Annotated in this window: 17 protein-coding genes; 6 read left to right on the forward strand and 11 right to left on the reverse strand. The window is 68.3% G+C overall.

Features of this window, described 5'->3' with window-relative positions:
• Positions 1 to 43 precede the first annotated feature (43 nt).
• The 4 genes from LFM09_RS10330 to LFM09_RS10345 all read left to right on the forward strand — a co-directional run bounded on the left by LFM09_RS10330 (position 44) and on the right by LFM09_RS10345 (position 1,907).
• Complete coding sequence (locus LFM09_RS10330; protein WP_414096117.1) at positions 44 to 922, forward strand: cellulose binding domain-containing protein; 879 nt, start codon at positions 44 to 46, stop codon at positions 920 to 922.
• A 72-nt stretch (positions 923 to 994) separates the two neighbouring features.
• The gene (locus tag LFM09_RS10335) at positions 995 to 1,387 is read left to right on the forward strand and encodes a hypothetical protein (RefSeq protein WP_414096118.1); all 393 of its coding nucleotides are present in this window, start codon (positions 995 to 997) and stop codon (positions 1,385 to 1,387) included.
• A gap of 128 nt (positions 1,388 to 1,515) precedes the next feature.
• Positions 1,516 to 1,770 (forward strand): hypothetical protein, encoded by a 255-nt coding sequence (locus LFM09_RS10340; protein ID WP_414096119.1) that lies wholly within the window; start codon positions 1,516 to 1,518, stop codon positions 1,768 to 1,770.
• On the forward strand, positions 1,767 to 1,907 hold the full coding sequence (locus LFM09_RS10345; protein WP_414096120.1) for a hypothetical protein: 141 nt from the start codon (positions 1,767 to 1,769) through the stop codon (positions 1,905 to 1,907). The genes LFM09_RS10340 and LFM09_RS10345 overlap by 4 nt, the downstream gene beginning before the upstream one ends.
• 295 nt (positions 1,908 to 2,202) lie before the next feature.
• Here LFM09_RS10345 and LFM09_RS10350 read toward each other — a convergent pair whose 3' ends face one another.
• The 3 genes from LFM09_RS10350 to LFM09_RS10360 form a co-directional block, all read right to left on the reverse strand.
• Positions 2,203 to 3,222 (reverse strand): LacI family DNA-binding transcriptional regulator, encoded by a 1,020-nt coding sequence (locus tag LFM09_RS10350; RefSeq protein WP_414096121.1) that lies wholly within the window; start codon positions 3,220 to 3,222, stop codon positions 2,203 to 2,205.
• Positions 3,223 to 3,387: 165 nt separating this feature from the next.
• Positions 3,388 to 3,864, reverse strand: coding sequence for a hypothetical protein (locus LFM09_RS10355; RefSeq protein WP_414096122.1), 477 nt, complete (start codon positions 3,862 to 3,864; stop codon positions 3,388 to 3,390).
• Between the two features lie 276 nt (positions 3,865 to 4,140).
• Positions 4,141 to 4,551 carry an NUDIX hydrolase gene (locus LFM09_RS10360; RefSeq protein WP_414096123.1) on the reverse strand — a complete coding sequence of 137 codons (411 nt, stop codon included), beginning with the start codon at positions 4,549 to 4,551 and terminating at the stop codon, positions 4,141 to 4,143.
• Positions 4,552 to 4,623: 72 nt separating this feature from the next.
• Here LFM09_RS10360 and LFM09_RS10365 point away from each other — a divergent pair, with 72 nt between their 5' ends.
• Positions 4,624 to 5,121, forward strand: a complete 498-nt coding sequence (locus LFM09_RS10365; protein WP_414096124.1) for an N-acetyltransferase family protein — start codon at positions 4,624 to 4,626, stop codon at positions 5,119 to 5,121.
• On the opposite strand, the gene LFM09_RS10370 is transcribed toward LFM09_RS10365, so the two are convergent.
• The 6 genes from LFM09_RS10370 to LFM09_RS10395 are packed head-to-tail and all read right to left on the reverse strand — an operon-like array spanning position 5,118 to position 16,034.
• The gene (locus LFM09_RS10370) at positions 5,118 to 7,331 is read right to left on the reverse strand and encodes a cellulase family glycosylhydrolase (RefSeq protein WP_414096125.1); all 2,214 of its coding nucleotides are present in this window, start codon (positions 7,329 to 7,331) and stop codon (positions 5,118 to 5,120) included. The genes LFM09_RS10365 and LFM09_RS10370 overlap by 4 nt on opposite strands.
• Before the next feature lie 2 nt (positions 7,332 to 7,333).
• Positions 7,334 to 9,706: an endo-1,4-beta-xylanase gene (locus LFM09_RS10375; RefSeq protein WP_414096126.1), complete on the reverse strand. Its 2,373-nt coding sequence runs from the start codon at positions 9,704 to 9,706 to the stop codon at positions 7,334 to 7,336.
• Positions 9,707 to 9,723: 17 nt separating this feature from the next.
• Positions 9,724 to 11,454 (reverse strand): glycoside hydrolase family 6 protein, encoded by a 1,731-nt coding sequence (locus LFM09_RS10380; protein WP_414096127.1) that lies wholly within the window; start codon positions 11,452 to 11,454, stop codon positions 9,724 to 9,726.
• 19 nt (positions 11,455 to 11,473) lie between these two features.
• Positions 11,474 to 11,929: a hypothetical protein gene (locus tag LFM09_RS10385; RefSeq protein ID WP_414096128.1), complete on the reverse strand. Its 456-nt coding sequence runs from the start codon at positions 11,927 to 11,929 to the stop codon at positions 11,474 to 11,476.
• Complete coding sequence (locus LFM09_RS10390; protein ID WP_414096129.1) at positions 11,926 to 13,170, reverse strand: lytic polysaccharide monooxygenase; 1,245 nt, start codon at positions 13,168 to 13,170, stop codon at positions 11,926 to 11,928. Before LFM09_RS10390 ends, LFM09_RS10385 begins: the two co-directional genes overlap by 4 nt.
• Positions 13,171 to 13,181: 11 nt before the next feature.
• Complete coding sequence (locus tag LFM09_RS10395; RefSeq protein WP_414096130.1) at positions 13,182 to 16,034, reverse strand: glycoside hydrolase family 48 protein; 2,853 nt, start codon at positions 16,032 to 16,034, stop codon at positions 13,182 to 13,184.
• A 379-nt stretch (positions 16,035 to 16,413) separates the two neighbouring features.
• Between LFM09_RS10395 and LFM09_RS10400 the strand changes: the two genes are divergently transcribed.
• Entirely contained in the window at positions 16,414 to 17,178 is a 765-nt protein-coding gene (locus LFM09_RS10400; protein ID WP_414096131.1) for a pectate lyase, read from the forward strand.
• Between the two features lie 59 nt (positions 17,179 to 17,237).
• Here the strand turns inward: LFM09_RS10400 and LFM09_RS10405 are convergent, their stop codons facing one another.
• Together LFM09_RS10405 and LFM09_RS10410 are read right to left on the reverse strand one after the other, a co-directional pair.
• Positions 17,238 to 18,383, reverse strand: a complete 1,146-nt coding sequence (locus tag LFM09_RS10405) for an enolase C-terminal domain-like protein (RefSeq protein WP_414096132.1) — start codon at positions 18,381 to 18,383, stop codon at positions 17,238 to 17,240.
• Positions 18,380 to 19,648 (reverse strand): ABC transporter substrate-binding protein, encoded by a 1,269-nt coding sequence (locus tag LFM09_RS10410; protein WP_414096133.1) that lies wholly within the window; start codon positions 19,646 to 19,648, stop codon positions 18,380 to 18,382. Before LFM09_RS10410 ends, LFM09_RS10405 begins: the two co-directional genes overlap by 4 nt.
• Between the last annotated feature and the right edge of the window lie 51 nt (positions 19,649 to 19,699).

The raw sequence follows: 19,699 nt of genomic DNA on the forward strand, positions 1-19,699 counted from the left end.
TCGCCGTGACGAAAAGGCGCGTTCAGCACTACGCGGGGGAACGATGAGATTGCTCGGCCGGTACCGCCCTGTCCTCTACCCGTCGGCGGCGGTGCTGATCGTCGCGGCGTGTGCGACCAGCGCGGTGGAACCCGTTTCCAACACGTCGCCCGTGTCGCCGCCGCCCTCTTCGTCACCGCAACAAGTCACCGTCCTGCCTCCGCCGCCGGACCAGGTGGCGGACGTCGTCGACGCGAGGACCGTCCTGCTGTCGAACGGCCTCGAAGCGCGCATCCTGGGCTTGGCGCCCGCTGACGAATGCTGGTCGGCCGCTGCTCTCAAGTTCACCCGGGAGACCTTGCTCGACCGCCAGGTCCGCTACAGCCGCGCGTCGGCGTCGGTCATCACCTTGCGCCTCGCCGACAACGACGACTTCGCCACTTTGGCGGTGAGCAAGGGCATGGCGCGTGCGGAGAAGGACGACCCGGTGCTGACCGAGGTCGAGAAGTCCGCCGCGAAGGCCGGCCTCGGCCTGTGGGGCCCGCCGTGCAAGGGATCCGCGACGAGCGCTCCTCCCCCGCCGCCACCCGTCCAGACCACCACCCCGCCGCCTGCCCCGCCGGTGGAGACGAAGGACTGCGCGGTGTCGTACCGCGTCGCCAAGGAGTGGGCCGGCGGGTTCCACGTCGAGATCATCGTCCGCAACACCGCCCAGGCAGCGGTCTCGCAGTGGGTGCTGCAGTGGAAGTTCCCCGGTGGCCAGAAGATCGGGCAGACCTGGAACGCCTCCGTGCACCAGCGCGGAACCGACGTTGCCGCCATGAGCGCCACCGGTCCCGCACCGCTGGCCCCTGGCGCCACGGTCGCGTTCCGCTTCAACGCGGAGGGCCCGACCGCGACGCCTGGAGCCTTCACGTTGAACGGCAAGACGTGCTCGCTCTGACCCACCTCGGAAAACCTTCCGGCTAACGCGGAAACCCCGGTCCGTGCGCACTCGACGTGATCTGCACCGCCGATGCGCACCACCACGACGTTGTTCACGGCCGTCCTGCTCACGGTGTTCTCCGGTCTGTGCGCGAGCGCGTCCAACGTGACACCCCACCACGCCCTGCGCGATCCGTTCGCGTTGTGGACGGTGGACCCGGCGCAGGCACCCGCCCAACGCCCCGACCTCGCCGCGATCCGGCCGGTGATCGACCGACTCGACCACGAGATCGTCGAGTCGCTGGCCGCGACGGCTCCTCTCCAGACGTCTCAGGGCTGTGTCGGCGAGCTGCGCGGCGCCAAGGCGATCGCGACGGCGAAGCACCGGCTGCGCCACTTCCAGCGCGTCGGCCTCGGGCGCTCGTTGCGGCACTTCTGCGCGATCGGCCAGCTCAGGTGGCTACCGGACAAATCCATTATCTGATTTTCGTTCGAACGCATTCGACGCCGACGGTCCAAATGGGATCGATCGAACCGCTATGCAACTCCAGCCGTACCCCACAGTGACAATGAAAGTCCGACGGGGGAATGCGTGTGAACGAAGATGCGGAAGTGCCGCTGCTGCGGGTGTTGTGGATGCTGGCGCAGGGCATGGTGTGGCAGTGGCTCATGACCGGCCTCTGCGAGAAGGAAGCCGTGGACCGGGCCATCGCCGAACGGCTGGTGCGTCCACCCGTCGGCGATCACCTCGGCTACCACCTCACCGACGAAGGCCACCAACGGCTCGTCACCTGGTATCTCAAAATCGCGCCACAACGCGATCACGAGAATTTCGCGCAGCAGTGGAAGAAAGTCACCTACCGATGACCGCTCACGCCGCGTGGGAGCACGTGGCGCAGGTGCAGTCAGCGCACGTGCAGTTGGCGCAGGCGTCCGTGCAACCCTCGCACGAACACATGGCGTGGTTGCAGGTCGGACAGTCACACTCCGCGCAGCTGCACTGAGCGCACGAGTCGCTGCAGTGCGCACAGCGGCACTTGTCGCACTCGTCGTAGTGCACGCCGCTTTCGGTCACGTGCTCACGATGCACGTGACCGTCGTGCAGGTAGTCGACGTGATCACGATGCACGATCGCATCGTGTCCACAGCCAGGACCGTGCGTGTGGCGATGCGTTTCCGCCGGGGCGTGCTCAACCGTCGTCATTGGACTCAGCCTCTCTGCCTGATGCCGAGATGCTCATATGCGCAGAGGTGCATGACAAACGGAAACGGCACACATCATCCGTCCAGGTGACGGGTTCAGGCGCGGCGAGCCACACCCAGCTCAGGGGTGCTCCCGCGCCGCACCAACCGCGGCGGCAGCAGCATCAGCGGGGGTGACTGCCGCCCGTCGAGCTTGCCCACCAGCAGATCGACCGCTCTCCTGCCCAGTTCCGCGACCGGCAACCGCACCGAGGTCAGCGGCGGTGACGTCTGTTCCGCGATCTCGTCGGGACAGATCGCGACCACGGCGACATCGCCCGGCACGGTGCGGCCGGCGGCGCGCAGGCAGCCGGTGATCCAGCCGAGCGCGGGCTCGTTGTGCACGACGAGTGCGGTCATCGACGGGTGGGCTCGGAGCAACGCCTTGGTGGCCCTGAGCACCGAGTCGTGGTCCTCCTCGGAAGGCAGGGCGGTCACCGCGACGCCACGGCGCATCGCCGCCGCGCTGAAGCCGGCCATCGTCCGGTGTGCGAAACCCGCGTTGCGACGGTAGACCGCGCCCGGCGCGCCCAGGAACCCGATCGAACGGTGCCCCAGATCGGCCAGGTGGTCGACGCACAACGCGCCGGCGGCCTCGAAGTCGAGGTCCACACAGGTGAGGCCCTTGGTCGACGCCGGATGTCCGATGAGGACGGACGGCTTGGTCAGCTGCCGGAGCACCGGCACCCGCTCGTCGTCCATCTCCACGTCCATCACCAGGAAACCGTCGGCCTGCGCGCTGTCCGCGACCCGGCCCAGCCCCGGCGCACCGTCGTCCGCGGTCACCAGCAGCAGGTCCATACCGTGCCTGCGCGCCGCCACCGCCACCGCCGCCACGAACCGCATCACGACCGGCAGGTGCACGCCCGCGCGGAGAGGCAGCACCAGGCCGAGCACGTTCGTCCGGCCGGCCGCGAGCGACCGGTCCGGCGTCTGCGGACGGTAACCCAGCAGCCGGATGCTCTCCCTGACCTTCGACTTGGTGCCCGCCGAGATCGACCGGTTGCCGGTCAGCACGTAGGAGACGGTGCTCGGAGCGACACCCGCGTGTCGTGCGACGTCCGCGATGGTGACCACACCCACCCCTTTTCACGACTTCACACCGAGGCGTGTCCCGTCACCATAGGGACCGCCCCGGCACCGTTCAAGAGTGATGTTCGCGTTAACAATTCCCGTGGTCAGTGGTCCAGACGAATCCGCTAACAGGAAGCAAAGTTGCCCGTGTGTGCACGCTCACATCGATCAGCCCTGACCGCGGCGGAGATCGGGCAGGAACGTCATGGCGATCGCCGCGCGGGCGACGAAGCCGGCGGACACGGGCAGGCCGGTCCCGAACCCGGCCGCGGCCGCCAGCGCGCCGAGGGTCAGCGGAGCGAACGCGGACACACCGCGCCCGACGTTGAAGCAGAACCCGGCGCCGGTCGTGCGCACCCTGGTCGGGAACAGCTCACCCTGGTAGGCGCCGAAGATGCCGGCGAACGCGGCGAAGAACGCGAACAGCGGGCCCAGCCACAGCAACGCGGTGCGGTCGGCGATCAGGCCGAAGACGTGGTAGCCCACGAACATCCCGAGGTTCAGCACGATCACGAACACGGCGGCCGTCGCGGCCGGGACACCCCTGTCGCCCTGCAGGAACGCCGGCAGCCAAGTGGAGGCGCCCCACCAACCGAACAACGCGAGCCCGGCCACGGCGGCCCTGGGCAGGGTCCGCCCGCGCACTGCTGCTGCAGATGATGCTCGTGCACGGGTTCGCCCTGCCGTCGAAAGCTCGCGTAGCCGACGTCGCCGACATCGTCCCGCTCGCCCTGTGGTGGCCCGTGCCCGACACCGCGGCCCGCGTGAGGATCGCGGCGCCCTGGTTCGTCGCCACCGCGGCGGGGTGCGCCGTGGCCCAGCCGCTCCGGCCGTCCGCCGACTTCCCGAGCTGCTTCGTGTTCGCTCTGACCGCGGTGTCGTGGCCGACTTTCTGCACCTCGTCGACGAACTCCACCACACTCACGTCAGCGTTCCCCGGTCACGGCGCTCGAAGAAGTCGGCCAGGATCTCGTTGTCCTCGTAGCCCAACTCGTGAGCGGCGATCTCGGTGCGGGAGAACCACTTCAGGCGTTGTCCCTCGGTGAGCACGACGGCGTCGAGGTCGAGGTCCACCACCGTCCAGAACGTGTGCTCGATCCCGTACGAACGCTGCTCGGACATCAACGGCCGCACCTCCTCGGGGGCGAGCAGGACGCCGATCTCCTCCTCGATCTCGCGACGGATGCAATCGTGTGGCGCCTCGCCCTCCTCCAGATAGCCGCCCAGCAGGCACCACGTGTTCGGGAACTTGATGGTGGGCTTGTCGTCCCGCAGGTACAGCAGCACCTCCTCCGCGGAGTTGACCATCACGATGTTCGTGCCCTCGTCCACTTCACAGCTCCGATCAGTTGGCCAGCGGCCGGCATCCTGACCGACGGGTCACCTACTGCATAAGATGTGCAAGTGCACAACTATGGCATCAGAGCGGCGACGGCGGAGGACCTCGGCGGTGCGCGGGCAGTGATGCTCGACGCTCTCTACCGCGACTTCGGCACCGGATACGTGCCGGAGTGGCACGAGGACGTCGTCGACCTGACCGGGCACTATCTGACTCCGCGACGCCACGCCCTGCTGGTCGCCGTTGACCAGCAGGGCGTGATCGCCGCGACCGCGGCGTTGGATTCACGCGGTCCGCGTGAGCCGGACTGGCTCGTCGAGCGGTATCCGTCCGGCGAGACAGCTCAGCTCAGGCGTGTGTACGTGCGGCCGGAGCACCGGCGGCGGGGGCTCGCGCGAGCGATGGTCAACGAGCTGGTGGAGTTCGCACGGGCGGATGGCGGCTACCGCTCGATCTACCTGCACGCCTACCGCCACTCCCCCGGAGCGCTGGATCTGTGGCGCGCTCTCGGGAAAGTGGTGTGGGAGGACGATGACGGCGTGGTGCACTTCGAGCTCATCTAGGCGATCACGCAGGGGTTTCCGTTCAGCGTGAACGAGGCCGGTGCCGGGTTGGCACCGTTGTGCGTGCCGTTGAACCCGATGCCGGTGGAGGCGTTCGGTGCCAGCGCGCGGTTCCAGTCCAGGTTGGTCGCCGTGACCTGACCGCCCGACTGGGCGAGGGTCGCACCCCAGCCCGGCAGCGTGACCCGTTGGCCCGCCGGATAGCTGAAGGCCAGCGTCCAGCCGTTGATCGTGGCGGCACCCGTGTTCGTGACCGTCACGGAAGCGGTGAACCCGTTGCCCCCGCCCCAGTTCGGTGCGGAGTAAGCAACCTTGCACGTCCCGGTGCCGCCCGCGCCCGTCGTGACCGTGACCGTGCCCGACACCGCCGAGACGTTCCCGGCGGCATCCCGCGCCCGCACCTGGTAGCGGTAGGCCGTCGACGGGGTGAGGCCGGTGTCGGCGAACGTCGGAGTGCCGCTGGAACCCACCACGCTGAACGAGCCGCCGCTGGGTGCGCGCAGCACGTCGTAAGCCGTCACACCGACGTTGTCGGTCGATGCCGTCCAGTTCAGCGTCACGCCGGTGGACGTCACCGCCGACGCCACCGGAGTGCCCGGTGTGGACGGTGCCTGCGAGTCGCCACCGCCGTAGACGGTGGCCTCCTTCGAGGTCTGCCGAACCCCGTTGACGCCGTTGAGGAAACGCTCGCCCCACGGCGTGAGCGTGGCGGGGTTGAAGGACACGGCCATGTCGAGATACGCGACGTCGCCGCTGTTGCCGCTCCACGACCACCCGAGGTAGCCGAGACCGCGGGCCTGTGCCTGGGCCATGATCGCGTCCTCGTCCGGATCACCGTCGGAGTGCATGCTCCCGAACTCACCGACCACCAGCGGCAGCCCGGCGGTCCGGAACGCGTCGAAGTAGGCGTTGATCTCGGCCGCCGTGTCGTAGACCCCGTACATGTGGATGGAGAACACCGTGTTGCGCTGCGGGTCGGCGTTGAACACCGAAGCAGCGTTGTCGCGCATGATGTTCTGCCAGTCCTGGCCCCACATCGGCGCGTCCGCCATCAGCAGGTGCGTCAGGCCCGCGCCGCGCAGCCGGGTGATCGCGTTGCTCGTCGCACTCGCCCAGGTCGCGCTCACCTGCTGGTTGTTGCCGAACGGCTCGTTGCCCAGGTTGATCACGACGTGGTTCTCCTGGCCCTTGAGCGCGTCGGCGACGCTGATCCAGTAGCTCGCCGCCTGGTCCAGGCTCGCCGCCCCGCTCTGCTCCCCGAAACCGGTGGTGTCGTGCACCTCCAGCACGCAGATCAGCCGGGACTGCTTGCACAGGCCGATGACCGTCGACACCTCAGCAGCCGATGTCGGGCCCCATCGCTGCCCGCTGCCGAGCACGACCCGCACGGTGTTGGCGCCGAAGGACTTGATGTTCGCGAACGAGCTGGTCTGGTTCTGGTACCAGACGTGCGGGTGGTTCACGCCGCGCATCACGAACGCGGTGCCGTTCGCCTCGACGATCCGCGTGCCGTCGACGTGCAACCCCGGGGCCCCCAGCGCCGCGACCACGGCCGGGTACCAGCGGCTCTCGATCTTCTGGATTCCGGTGGAGGAGTTGGGATGCACGCCGTCGGTCGTGTCGGCCGCGGTGGAGAACCCGGTCCACTGGTCGACGAAGGTGATCGGTGAGGCCGTGGTCGAGTTCGCCCGCGCCCACCCCGGAATGGCGGTGTTCAGGTCCACCACCCGCTGCGCACACGCCGTGCAGTTGGCCGGGTTCATCGGGATGATCTGCGCGACGACGAGCTTGACCGCCGGGTTCACGGCCCGCATCTGGCCCAGCATCGTGGTGTACGCACTGAGGATCGTGTTCGCCGGGATGTTGCTCCACACGTCGTTGGTGCCGAGGTGCATCAGGACGAGGTCCGGACGTGTCGCCGACAACCAGCCCGGCAGCAGGTTGTCGCGCACGATGCCGGTCGCGAGGAACCCGCCGTGTCCCTCGTTCTCGCCGTCGTGCGCGAACCCGCACCCGGTGGACGGCTGTGTGCCGACGAAGTCGACGTCCGTGTGCCCGGTGTCCTGCAGGTGCTTCCACAACAGGGCTCGCCAGCACCCCGGCGAGCCGGTGATCGAGTCACCCAGTGCCATGATCCGCGTGGGTGCCGCCGCGCTGGCGGGCGCCACCAATCCGGCGATCAGCAGCAGGACGACCATCAGCGTCTTCATCATCACCCTCCCAGTGCCGTCGCGAGCGCCCGGTAGGCGGGCTTGGGCTGGAACGCCGCGTCGAACGGCAGCGCCGCACCCTGCCCCGGGAACACCGACGGGATCCAGGAGTGCTTGTCGGACAACGACCACGTGGTGAGCCCGACGCATCGCGTCACCGCGACGCAGGCCCGCGCGACGGCACCGTAGTCGTTCGCCTGGGTCGCGAGCTTCGCCGAGTCCGCCGGCAACGTCATCCTGACGTCCAGCTCGGTGATCGCGACGTCGACACCGAGGTCCGCGAAGCGCTGCAGGTTCTGCTGCAGCGTCGACGGAACCGCACCCAGCAGCAGATGCGCCTGGAACCCGACACCGTCGATCGGCACGCCCTGCTGCTTGAACGACCGCACGAGCTCGTACACCGCGTCGCTCTTCGCGCCGAGTCCGTCGGTGTTGTAGTCGTTGTAGTACAGCTTGGCGCCCGGGTCGGCGGCACGCGCCGCGCGGAACGCCTCCGCGATGTAGCCGTCGCCGAGTTTCTGCTGCCAGAACGACTGACGACGTGACCCGTTCTCCTCGAACGCCTCGTTCACGACGTCCCAGGCGAACACCTTGCCCCGGTAGTGCCCGGCCACCGCCGCGATGTGGTCGAGCATCGCCTGCCGCAACTGGTCCGCGGGCAGGTCGTGCACCCATTGCGGCGTTTGGCTGTGCCACACCAGCGTGTGCCCGCGCACGCGCTGGCCGGCGGCGACCGCTCCCGCCCGGATCCGGTCGCCGCCGGTGAACGTGAACTGACCGCGAGAGGGTTCGGTGGCGTCCCACTTCAGCTCGTTGCCGACGGTGATGACACCCGCCTCGCGTGCGGTCAGCTCACGGTTCTGCGTGTCCTCCAGCTCGGACACGGTCATCGCGCTGCCGAAGTACTTGCCCTTGGCGGCGGCCAGGTCCCGCAACGGCCTGGCGGCACCGGGCGTGTCGCACAGCTGCCCGTTGAGCTTGAACTCGGCGGGCGGGCTGTTCGTGCCGCTGTAGGTGGCGTTGAACCCGAGCCCGCTCAGCGTCGCGCCGGGTGCGATGGTCCGGTTCCAGTCCAGCGCGGTCGCCGAGGTCCGGGTCCACGTCGCGTTCCAGCCGTTGGTGATCCTCTGGTTGCCGGGGAAGGAGAACGCGAGCGTCCAGCCGTTGATCGGCGCGGTACCGGTGTTGGTGATGGAGACCGCGCCGGTGAACCCCGAACCCCAGTCGTTCGGGACGCTGTAGGTCACCTTGCACGGCCCGCTGGGCTCCGGTCCTGGTGGCGCGCCGCCCAGATAGGGGTCCAGATAAGCCTGTTTGGTGGCGTTCACCGTGGTCCAGTCGTCGTTCAGGATACCGCCGGTGTCACCGGAGTTCGGGTTCCACGACCAGAACGCGAAGCTGAACCCGTTGTTCAGGTACTCCAGCAACGTCTTCAGCCACACCCGGTCCCGCGGATCTGCGAGCGTGGTGCCGAACTCGCCGAGCCACACCGGCGCGACGTTGTTCTTCACCAGGTAGCCCCAGTTGCGGTCCCAGATCCCGGCGAGGTTCGAGGGGAACGCCGGGTCGGAGAACCACGGCTGTTCGAACACCGAGGTCGCGTAGTCGTGGGCCGAGTACACCAGCCGGTCGGGCACGTTCAACCGCACGGGCGCCGCCGCCGCGCCCTGCAGGTTGCCGCCCCACCAGTAGTTGTCGCCGATCCCCTCGACGATGATCAGCCACTGAGGATTCGCGGTGAGGATCGCGTTGCCCGCGCGTTCGGCGGCCAGACGCCAGTCGCGCGCGACATCACCGCAGCCCCAGCACGCCGGGTCGTGCGGTTCGTTGTGCAGGTCGGCGCCGATCACCGTGGCGTTCCCGGCGTACCGGCGGGCGAGCATCACCCAGTCGTTGACCCAGCGGGATTCCGGGTAGGCGTCGGTGTACCAGAGCGCGGACTGGCCGGAGGAGCTCGGCCGGTGCCGGTCCAGCACGATCTTCAGGCCGATCCGGCCCGCGTGCTCGACGATCTTGTCCATGACCTGGACTCCGGACAACCCGGCGAGATCGGGGTTCTTGGTGAAGTCGATTCCGTTCGGGGTGCTGCCCGCGTCGAACAGCTGCGACGCGTACGGGAGCCGGACCACGTTGTAGCGCAACGACTTGATCTGGTCGAGCATGTCCCGGTAGTTGCGCGCCCACAGGCCGTGCGGGCTGTAGGTGTCGGTTTCCAGTCCGAACCAGTTGATGCCGGTCATGCGCACCGGCGCACCAGCGGAGTCGAGCAGCCGAGCACCGCTGGTGTGCCAGTAGCCGTCGCCGGCCGCCGTCGCCGCCGGGGTGGCGACGACGGCCGACAACAACAGGACCAGCGCACAGAAGAGACTTTTCACGTGCGCGTCTGTCCTTTCTAGAGGGCCGGGTACGCGTTGCGCATCAGTTCCTGGAACTGCGCGGAGAACCAGTGCCCGGACAGCGGGGCGTCGCCCAGCGCACCGGACATGCTGTTGCCGTTGCGCGGGTTGCCGGTGTACGTCGGGTCGCACATCCGGTCGAAGCCCTTGCCCTCGTTGTTCGGGATCTCCTTGCTCGCGCCGTCGGACTCACCCGGCGGCTTGATCCACACGTAGGCGTCGACGCCCGCTTCCGGCGCTGCCTTCGGCCGTTCCCCGATCCCCGCGCCGGACTGGTTGCACCAGTTGCCGAGGTGGATGCGGCGGTCGAGCCTGCCGCCGTTGACGAACGCGTCCGCCGTCGTGCGCGGGCCGGGTCCGGTGGGACGGGCCGCGCCACCCCAGCCGTTGCGGCTGGTGTCGATCAGCATGCCGACTCCGGCGTCGAAGCCCGCCTGGACCGCGCGCTGCCGGAACGCCTGCGCGTAGCCGAGCTCGTCGATGTAGCGGTTCCAGTCGACCCACTTGGCCTTTTCGCGCACGACCTCGCCGTTGATGTTGTCGTCGACCTTGAAGTACGGCTCCTTCAGGATCCCGTAGTTCGCGGTGTTCGCGATGAAGCCGTGCACGTTCGCCTTGGTGCCGCCCTGGGCGTTCGCCGCCTGGAACAGCAGCTCGGCCGTCGGGCCGAAGTTGTCGTCCCAGCCCAGCCAGCCGTGGTGGCCGACGTCGAGGTAGTTGTAGACGTTCGGGATCGCACCGAGCTTCGCCAACGCGTAGCCGACGCCGGTGATGTAGTTGCCGTTGGCCTTCATCACGTCGCACTGCGGGGTGAACGTCGGCCGCGGCGTGACGTTGGTGATCAGGTTGGGCAGCGAGTCGATCTCGACCACGGTGACGATGCGGAGGTTCGCGTACGCCGGCCGCGCCAGGATCGCCGCGATCGGGTCGATGTACTCGGTCTTGTACCTGTCGATCTCGGTGGCCTTGAGCTCACCGTTGGACGCCAGTGCCGAGCAGTCGCGACCGGGCAGGTTGTAGATCACCAGCTGGATGACCAGCGGTGAGCCCGCCGCCTGGCGCACCGCGTCGTCGAGGTGCGCGGCCAGCCCGCGGGCGCCCGTGGTGCCGTTGATCGCCGCGATCCGGTCCATCCACACGCCGGTGGGCTGGTTGGCGATCCTGCTGCCGCCCGGTTCGGCGTTCGCCTTCGCCGACCAGTCCGCGTTCACGTACACCTTCGCGCCGGCGTACGGGTTGTCCACTCGGGTCCCGGGGTTGGGATTGCCCGAGGTCGTCGTTGTCGTCGTGGAGGTCGGTGGCTGCTGGCCGGTGCACGTCGTGCCGTTCAACGAGAACGACGCGGGGTCGACGTTGCTCGAACCGGTGTAGCTGCCGTTGAAGCCGATCTCCGTCGACGCGCCGGTGCCCAGGTTGCCGTTCCACGACATGCTCGTGGCGGTGACGTCCGCGCCCGACTGGGACCAGTTGGCGCTCCAGCCCTGGGTCACCTTCTGCGTGCCGGGGAAGGTGAACTTCAGCGTCCACGAGGACATCGCGTCACCGAGGTTGGTGATCTTCACCTTGCCGCCGAAGCCACCACCGCCCCAGTTGTTCGCGGTGTAGTCGACGCGACAGCCCGGTGCGGCGCCGGCGGAGGGCGCACTCAGCGCGATCCCCGCTGTAGCGGCGGCAGTGGCGACCACCACTCCCGCTGAGGCCCACCGCCTTCGTCCGTTGAACATCATTGTCCCGGATCTCCTTCTGTTAATGGTGTTCGATCTGGACGTACGAGCACACGGCCGGCGTGCATTCGAGTCGTCGCAGTCCCAGGTGTTCCATGCCGATCGAGCCGGTGAGCGCGAAGCCGTCGCCGAACGCGAGATCCGGATCTCCCCGGACCTCGCCGTTCGTCAACGCCCTGCGCCAGGCCTCTTCGATTCCCGGGCGCAGCACGATGAGCCCGAGCCGTTGGTAGGGCTCCTTCGTGCACGTGCCCCATTCCGCGACGAACGGCTCGTAGACCTTCGCGCGGACCGGACCGGCGAACGACGTGAAGTCGTTGTCCCGCAGGACCTTCGAGCATTCACCGGTCAGGTCGTTGAGCCACGCCGCGACGCCGTCGACGCCCTTGGTGAGGTCCGGGGCGGGGTCGGCGCGTGCAACGAGGAGGGCGCACGCGACCGAACCCGCCACCAGGAGGGCGATCAGCGCCCTCTTCACCCTGTGGAACAGGCGGAACCGTTGAGGGTGAAGGACGCCGGGTCCGTCACCGCACCGGTCGTGTTGGCGTTGAACCCGAAGCTCACCGAGCCACCGGCCGGAACGTCGGCGTTGTACGACGCACCCTTCGCCGTCGCCTTGCCGTTCGCCACGGTGATCGTGGACGACCAGGCCTGCGCGAGCGTCTGGCCGGCCGGGAAGTCCCAGGACAGCTGCCAGGCGGGCACCGCCACCGAGCTGGCGATCTTCACGTTGGCCGTGAAGCCGCCGTTCCAGGTGCTCGGTTTCGTGTACGTCACCGTGCAGGGACCGACGCTGCCCGTTCTGAACGCGACGCTCGGCGAGGCCGGTGACGCGTTGCCCGCCGCGTCCAGCGCGACCACGGTCAGGCTGTAGTCCGTGTTCGCCGTGAGCCCGGTGACCGTCGCGGAGTTGGTGCCGGAGGTCGCCACCACCTGGCTGCCGTTCTGCACGCGGTAGCTCGTCACGCCGATGTTGTCCGTCGCCGCCGGCCAGTCGAGTTTCGCCGAGTTGCCGGTGATCGCGGACGCCACCGGTGCGCCGGGTGCGGTAGGTGGCTGCGCGTCCGGCACGCCGCCGCCGAACACGACGTCGGAGCAGCTGTAGAAGGCTTCCGGGCTGTCGGAACGCTGCCACAGCGAATAGATGATGTGCCTGCCGGACTTGTTGGGCAGCCTCGCCTGCCAGCTGTACTCACCGTTCGCCAGCGGCGGGTTGGTGATCTTGTCGAACGGCACGGGCTCCAGATCGGACCACTTCAAGGGCTTCGTGACGTCGAAGCCGTCCCTGGTGACGTACTGCTCCCACGTGCCGGGGTGCGGCGCCCACGCGTTGTACCGCAACGTGACCGTCTGGTTCGCCGTGAGCTGGGTGACCGGCCAGTCGGCGCGGGCGAGGTTGTAGGCGTCGTACTTCGTGGTGGGACCGCAGAGATGACCGTCCGGGATGATCTCCCGGTGCCGCCCCGCCGCGTTGCTGATCAGGTTGCCGAACCAGTCCCACAGCGGCTGCTTCCCGCCCTGCGCCACCGCCGCGACACACGCGGGGTTGGTCGGCTGGAGGTCACCGCCGCCACTGCCGGCGCGGCCGTTCTCGTAGCAGAGGTAGGTGCGGCTGCCGGGCCAGACCATCGACCCGTGCGCGACCGCCGTGCCGCCGGTGTGGACCAGGACCGCGGCCGTGCAGGCGACCACGGTGAACAGCGCTAATCGTTTCCTCATCTCGGTACTCCTCAGCCGAAGAGCTCGGTGTGCAGGGAGAACGCGGTGGCGATCTCCGCCTGGGCCCAGAACCGGTGGTAGGTGAACGTCGGCACCGGACCACCGTCCAGATAGGACTGGACCTTGGGCCACTGCGGGTCGTTGCGGAACATGGACCGGATCGACAGGAACGACGCGCCCTGGGCGATCTGGTCGCCGTTGGGCATCCGGCCGGTCCAGCCCGGCGGCACGTACGGGCCCTCGCCGTTCGACGCGTTGTAGACGTCGTCGAAGCGGTTGTAGTCCGCGCGGGTCTCCGGCGTCGCGATGCCGAGGTTGTCCTGGTGGGACAGCAACGACGTCAGCAGCGCCTCGCCGGTGGCCTTCGCCTCGGCGTGCCCGGACCTGGACGCGTAGTTCAGCAGCACCTTCGCGTAGGAGGCGGCGATGCCGACGTCCTGGTTCCGCGTCGCCACCCGGACCCGCAGGTTCGCGTTCGCGCCGGGGTTGGTCGCGTTCCACGTGTCCGGCGCGCCCGTCCACTCGAGGTCGGCAGGGATCTGGAAGTTCGTGCCGGTCGTGGTGTTCGCGAGCGCCCAGGTGACCCACTTGTCGAGGATCTTCTTCGCGCGGGCGTCACCGGTCATCCGGTACAGCGCGGCCGTGCGTTCGAGACCCCACACCTGGAAGCCGAACCACCGGTTCGACGGCGGATCGCGCCACACCGGGTGGGCGTCGAAGAACATGCCGTAGAACGTCGGCGTGCCCGCGGGAGGCGTGCCGTACTGGCCTTCCCAGGAGTTCGTGACGCCGCCGGCCAGGCCACCGTCGGCCGACTGCAGCCACTGCAGCAGCTCCATCTGCCGGTTCAGGCTGGTCGCCCAGTCCTGCTGTCCGGTGGAGGACAACGGCTTGAGCGCCGGGACGTTCGCCAACGCGTGTGCCGCCAACGGGTTCTGGTAGCCCTGGTGCGAGGCACCGTCACCGATCCGCCACGCCCAGCCGGCGCTCGTGTCGGTCGCGCCGCCCCACGCGTAGTACCAGGACATCAGGTAGTGCGCACTGCTCTTGCCCGTGCCACCGGGACAGGAGCTGGGGCTCGTGCAGTTGCCGATGCGCTTGAAGTACTTGTCGAACATGGCGTACCGCAGGTAGTCGCCCATCTTGGCGGCCTTGCCGATCTCGCTGGAGATCTGCCCGGCGTTGCCCTGCGCCGTGGCCCACTGCTGGGCCAGCAGTGCCACCTGCACCACGCGGGCGTCCGCGTCCGGCGCGTTGGTGTACTTCCACTGCTTGGCGTAGGACGCGTCCTTGGTGAACAGGTCGAGGAACCCGTTGGGACCGCCGTGCTTGAACGTGTCGCAGGACGGCTGCGGGATGGTCTCCCACACCGACTCCGACGAACCGCGCTGATAGGTGTTGATGTACGACGGTGCCGTGGTGCCGTCGCCGCACCGGCCGAAGCCGTAGGTGTTGTCGACGTCGAGCAGCCAGTGCATGCCGTAGATGTCATCCGTGCCGTACGCGGACTTCAGCTCGGCCGCGATCGGGTCGGAGCCGACCGGGGTGCCCGCGTCGAGTTGTGACGGATAACGGTCCATGCGCGGGTGTTCCGGCGCGTAGGTCGCCGGTTTCGAGGCGTTGTACTTGTCGTTCGTGGGCTGGTCGGCCTTGGCCGGGATGATGAACTTCTCCATCGACGCCCACGCGGACTTGAACGGTGCCCAGTCGCCGGTGTGGCGGCCGTAGCTCGCCTCCAGCCACAGGTAGTAGCTGAACGCCTCGGACGTGGTCTGGTGACCGTGGTCCGGTGCCTCGACCATCAGCGTCTCGACCGAGTGGTACGGCACGAGCAGGTCGCCGAACTTGCGGAAGTAGCCGCTGGCCGGGTCCTTGATCTTGTTGTACTGGTCCAGGAACGCCTTCGCGAAGTCCGAAGTGGACTGCGAGATCTCCCGCACCGCCACCGAGGCCGGGCTGTACCCGGTCGCGCTCGCGGTGAACGTCGCCGTCGCCAGGTCCCCGCCGTTGTTCGCCGACGTGACCGTCACGGTCTGCTTCGCCGCGCTGGAGAACGTCAGTGAGGTGGGAGTCACCGTGAGATCGGCGCTGCCGCTGCGACCGATCGTCACGGTGACGGGCTGGGATGGTGCGGTGGCCAGTGACACGTCGAACGTGGCTGCCTGGCCCTGCCGGACCGTGAGCGTGCTCGGCGTTGCCAGCACGGCGGGTCCGGCCAGCACCTTGACCATCGCGGGTGCTGAAGTGCTTGCTGCGCCGCGGTTGTCGAACGCTCTCGCGGTGATGCGGTGATCACCGGCCGGCGCGGTGGTCCAGCTGCCGCTGAACGGTGCCGCGCTGTCCGTCGCGATCAGCTGGTCGCCCGCGTAGAACTCGACCCTCGCGATGGTGCCGTCGGTGTCCTGCGCGGTCGCCGCCAGCGGGATCGTGGCGGGCAGGGTGTAGGTGCCGCCCGTGGCAGGCGCGGTCAGCGCCACGGACGGCGGCTGGTTGGGTCCGGTGCACGCCACGCCGTTGACCGCGAAGTCGGTCGGTGGCCGGTTCGCCGAGCCCTTGCTGCCGTTGAAACCGACGCCGGCGCTTCCGCCGGCCGGGATCGTGCGCGCCCAGTCCGGGTTGGTGACGCTCACCACCGCGCCGGCCTGGCTGAAGTTGCCGTTCCAGCCCTGCGTGACGCGCTGCCCGTCGGGGAACGTCCAGGTCAGTCGCCAGCCGTCCAGCGCGTCGCCGTCGTTGCGGATCGTCGCGGTCGCGCCGAAGCCGTTGTTCCACTCGTTGGTGATCTCGTAGGTGACGGTGCACGCGACCGCCGCCGGAGCCGCCACCGCGGGTGCTCCACCGGCCGCCATCACCACCGCAGCCATCATTGCCACTGTTCGCCGAGTCATGCCGCCGCCCTCTCGACCTGGGAGCGCTCCCAGATTTCACGGCACTGTAACGTGGGTCACGTGGGCCAACCGGCGGCACTGAAAGTAGTTGCTCAGCCACTCAGCGCTGTCCGTTGAGCTTTCCAGCTCAGCGATCGTTCGTCCGCACGTTCCCCTTACCAGCCTCTTGCTGCTCCCTTCGAGTGGAATCTCCGGGAACGCTCCCAGGCCGCCGATAGAGCCCTCCCGGGAACACCTCGAACAGTCGAACAATTCGACGATTTCGATTCGAACAACGAACCCGTAATTGACAGGAAACACGTCGCCGGTCCTACCATCGAAATACCGCCGCGCATCCGGAGCAAACGGAGCGCACATGAAAAAACTCGCAGCAATGATGTTCGTCGCTGCGCTGGCCGCAATGCTCGCGCCCCAGGCACAGGCCGCGGGAAGCACGTTCCCCACCCCCACCGGACCGAAGCCGGTCAGCGCGACCATCAAGGTGCCGGCGGGCACCTACGACGGTGGCCTGAAGCGGTTCTACGGCACCGGCAACCTCGGGTCGGGCGGCCAGAACGAGAACCAGGACCCGATCTTCCAGCTCGCCGACGGCGCGACGCTGAAGAACGTGGTGCTGGGCGCGCCCGCCGCGGACGGCGTCCACTGCCTCGGCACGTGCACGCTCACCAACGTGTGGTGGGAGGACGTCGGCGAGGACGCGGCCACGTTCAAGGGCACGTCGTCCTCGCAGACCATGACCATCAGCGGTGGTGGCGCGCGCAAGGCGTCCGACAAGGTGTTCCAGCACAACGGACCGGGCACGATGATCGTCCGCAACTTCCAGGTGGACGACTTCGGCAAGCTCTACCGGTCCTGCGGCAACTGCAAGACGCAGCACAAGCGGCACGTGGTGCTGGAGAACATCACCGCGTTCTCGCCCGGCAAGACGCTGGTGGGCATCAACACCAACTACGGCGACACCGCACGGCTCTCGAAGATCACGATCGTCGGCGACAGCAGCCGCAAGATCGTCGCCTGCGAGAAGTACCGGGGTGTCACGAGCGGTGAGCCGAGCAAGATCGGCAGCGGCCCGGACAGCACGAACTGCCTCTACAAAACGTCCGACGTGACCTACCGCTAGGTTCACGATGAAGGGATCTTTCATCCACCTCACGTGGATGAAAGATCCCTTCATCGTTTTCACCACATTTCGGCGGTCTGCGAACCGATGTGCCCGAAATTCCAGTCGTCGCCGATTCCGTGGCGCATCGGTAGCGTCACGTCGCCGTTCTCGTCTAGCGCATCGGCGATGGAGTTGCGGTGCGGCGGTACCCGGTCGAAGTCGACGTGCGGGTGCAGCAGGCCGCGTTCGTACCAGCGGCCCGCGTCCGTGGCGCCGAGCACGGCGAGGCTGGCCGTGCCGTTGCCGTGGATCTCGCACTCCACGTTGAACGACTCCGCGAGGTGCACGGTCTTGAGCACCGGCGTGATGCCGCCCGACCCGGCCGGCCCGGCGCGCAGGATGTCGCACGCTCCCGTCGTGATCCACTCGGCGCGGGTCAGGTGCTTGCCCCACGCCACCTCCGGGCCGATCACCGGGATCGCCAGCTGCTCCGCGAGCCACCGGTACGAGCTGATCGAGGCCTCCTCCATCGGTTCCTCGAACCAGTAGAAGTCCAGCTCCTCCAACGCTCTACCGAGTCGAAGCGCTTCGATCCTGGAGTACCAGTGGCTCGCGTCGAGCATCAGCGCGACGTCCGGTCCGACCGCCTCCCGCACCGCCCTGCACGCCGCGATGTCACGGGACACGTTCGGCGCGCCCGGCACCGGCGGCATCCAGGTGTGCAGCTTGATCGCCCGATAGCCGGCCGACACCAGGTGCTTGGCGAAGTCCGCGTAGTCACCCGGCGTCGCGAGGCCGTCGGTGTCCCCGCACATGGTGCTGGCGTAGGCGGGGATCCGGTCGCGGGCCCCGCCGGCCAGCTTCCACGCGGGCAGTCCGGCCTTGCGCGCGACGAGATCCCACAACGCCGTGTCGACGAACCCCAGCGCACGGTCGGTGAACCCGCCGCCGGAGCCGCGTTGCCGCCTGGCCAGCAGCCGCCACAGCCGTTCGCGGTCCCACGGGTCCTGCCCGTGCAGCACCGGCCGGACGTGCCTGTCCAGCACGGCGGGCCGGAGGTGGTCGGGCTGGATCTGGCAGTACCCCGTGGCGCCGTCGGTGTCGGTGATCTCCAGCAGTGCCTCGGTCACCTCGTGCTCGGGCGCGGGATGCCGATGCCCCTCGGGATCCACGGCCGTGTGCGCTGTCGTGGTGAACGTGCGCACGGCCACCCGTTCGATCAATTCCGCTTCTCCCATTCCTGCTGGGCGGTCGTGAGCTTGCCCGCGAGCTCGTCGAGGAACTCCTGCGCGGACATCTGGCCGAGCAGCACCTTCTGGTAAAGCGGCTCGGTGTCGGTCTTGGTGATCGACGAGTACTCGGGCAGGTAGACCGGCGCGGGCACGAGCACCGTCGCCGGGTCCTCCAGCACGCCGAGCGCCATCTTCACGGCCGGGTTCTTCTGGATCCACTCGGCGCCGCGCACGTCGGTGTTCGCGGGGATCTGGCCGACCTTCTCGTTCCAGTACCCGTTGCTCTCCGCCGATGTCAGGAACTCCACGAACTTCCAGGAGGCATCCCGGTTCTTGCCGCCCTTGAACACCGCGAAGCCGTCGGTCGGGTTCGGCACGACGGTCCGCTTGCCGGACGGGCCCTTCGGCAACGGCATGGCACTGACGCGTTCCGGGCCGAGCGCCTTCATCACGTCCGCGGTCGAGCCGAGGTTGTGGTGCATCATCGCCACCGTGCCGCCGGTGAACTGCGCGACCATCTGCGTGTAGTTGTTGTTGACGTCCGCCTCCGGCGTGGCCTTCTTGTACAGCTCCGCGACCTTGCGCACGAGGTCCGCGTTGCGGGAGTCGTTGACCGTGCTCTTGCCGCCGTCGTAGAACTTCTCGACGCCGGAGTAGGAGTAGGCCTCCGACAGCAGCTGGAAGATCGACCCGGCGCCGCCGCGGATGGTGAACCCGTACTGGTTGTCCGCGGGCTTCGTCAGCTGGGCCGCCGCCTTGGCCAGATCGTCCCAAGTGGACGGCTCGGGGATCTTGGCCTCCTCGAACCGGTCCGAGCGGTACCAGATGACGTCGAGGTTGCCCGACGCGGGCACGGCGTAGAGCTTGCCGTCCGGCGCGGTCTGCCGCACTGTCTCCAACAGGCCGGGCAGCAGCTTCCCCTTGAGCGGGCCGCTCTCCAGCCGGTCGTCGGCTGGTTCGAGCGCGTCCTGCCCCACCAGGTGCGCGAGGTAGGAGGTGGTGACGCCGCCGACGTCCGGTGTCGATCCGCCCGCGATGGCCGTGTCGTACTTCTGCTGCACCGACGAGCTCGGCACACCGACGTACTCGACCTTGATGTCCGGGTTCGCCGCCTCGAACCGTTTGATCAGCTCCTGGTAGATCGGTGTGCGGCCGGGACCGCCGTTGTTGTCCCAGAACGTGATCGTCGTCGGCCCGTCCTGTGCGGCGGAACATCCGCTCAGCACGAGCGCCAATGCGACCAGCAGTGCTCTCATCAAGACTCCTTTGTGGACGTCAAAGCCTTCAGATCGGCGATAGCACGCAGA

Origin of the sequence: Lentzea alba (assembly GCF_047445655.1) — a bacterium.
Taxonomy (GTDB): domain Bacteria; phylum Actinomycetota; class Actinomycetes; order Mycobacteriales; family Pseudonocardiaceae; genus Lentzea; species Lentzea alba_A.

Excerpts from the sequence above, each read along its gene's own strand:
- LFM09_RS10400 (WP_414096131.1), top strand. The coding sequence starts at position 16,414 with ATGAAAAAACTCGCAGCAATGATGTTCGTCGCTGCGCTGGCCGCAATG.
- LFM09_RS10330 (WP_414096117.1), top strand. The coding sequence starts at position 44 with ATGAGATTGCTCGGCCGGTACCGCCCTGTCCTCTACCCGTCGGCGGCG.
- LFM09_RS10345 (WP_414096120.1), top strand. The coding sequence starts at position 1,767 with ATGACCGCTCACGCCGCGTGGGAGCACGTGGCGCAGGTGCAGTCAGCG.
- LFM09_RS10370 (WP_414096125.1), bottom strand. The coding sequence starts at position 7,331 with ATGAAGACGCTGATGGTCGTCCTGCTGCTGATCGCCGGATTGGTGGCG.
- LFM09_RS10395 (WP_414096130.1), bottom strand. The coding sequence starts at position 16,034 with ATGGCTGCGGTGGTGATGGCGGCCGGTGGAGCACCCGCGGTGGCGGCT.
- LFM09_RS10390 (WP_414096129.1), bottom strand. The coding sequence starts at position 13,170 with ATGAGGAAACGATTAGCGCTGTTCACCGTGGTCGCCTGCACGGCCGCG.
- LFM09_RS10380 (WP_414096127.1), bottom strand. The coding sequence starts at position 11,454 with ATGATGTTCAACGGACGAAGGCGGTGGGCCTCAGCGGGAGTGGTGGTC.
- LFM09_RS10335 (WP_414096118.1), top strand. The coding sequence starts at position 995 with ATGCGCACCACCACGACGTTGTTCACGGCCGTCCTGCTCACGGTGTTC.
- LFM09_RS10410 (WP_414096133.1), bottom strand. The coding sequence starts at position 19,648 with ATGAGAGCACTGCTGGTCGCATTGGCGCTCGTGCTGAGCGGATGTTCC.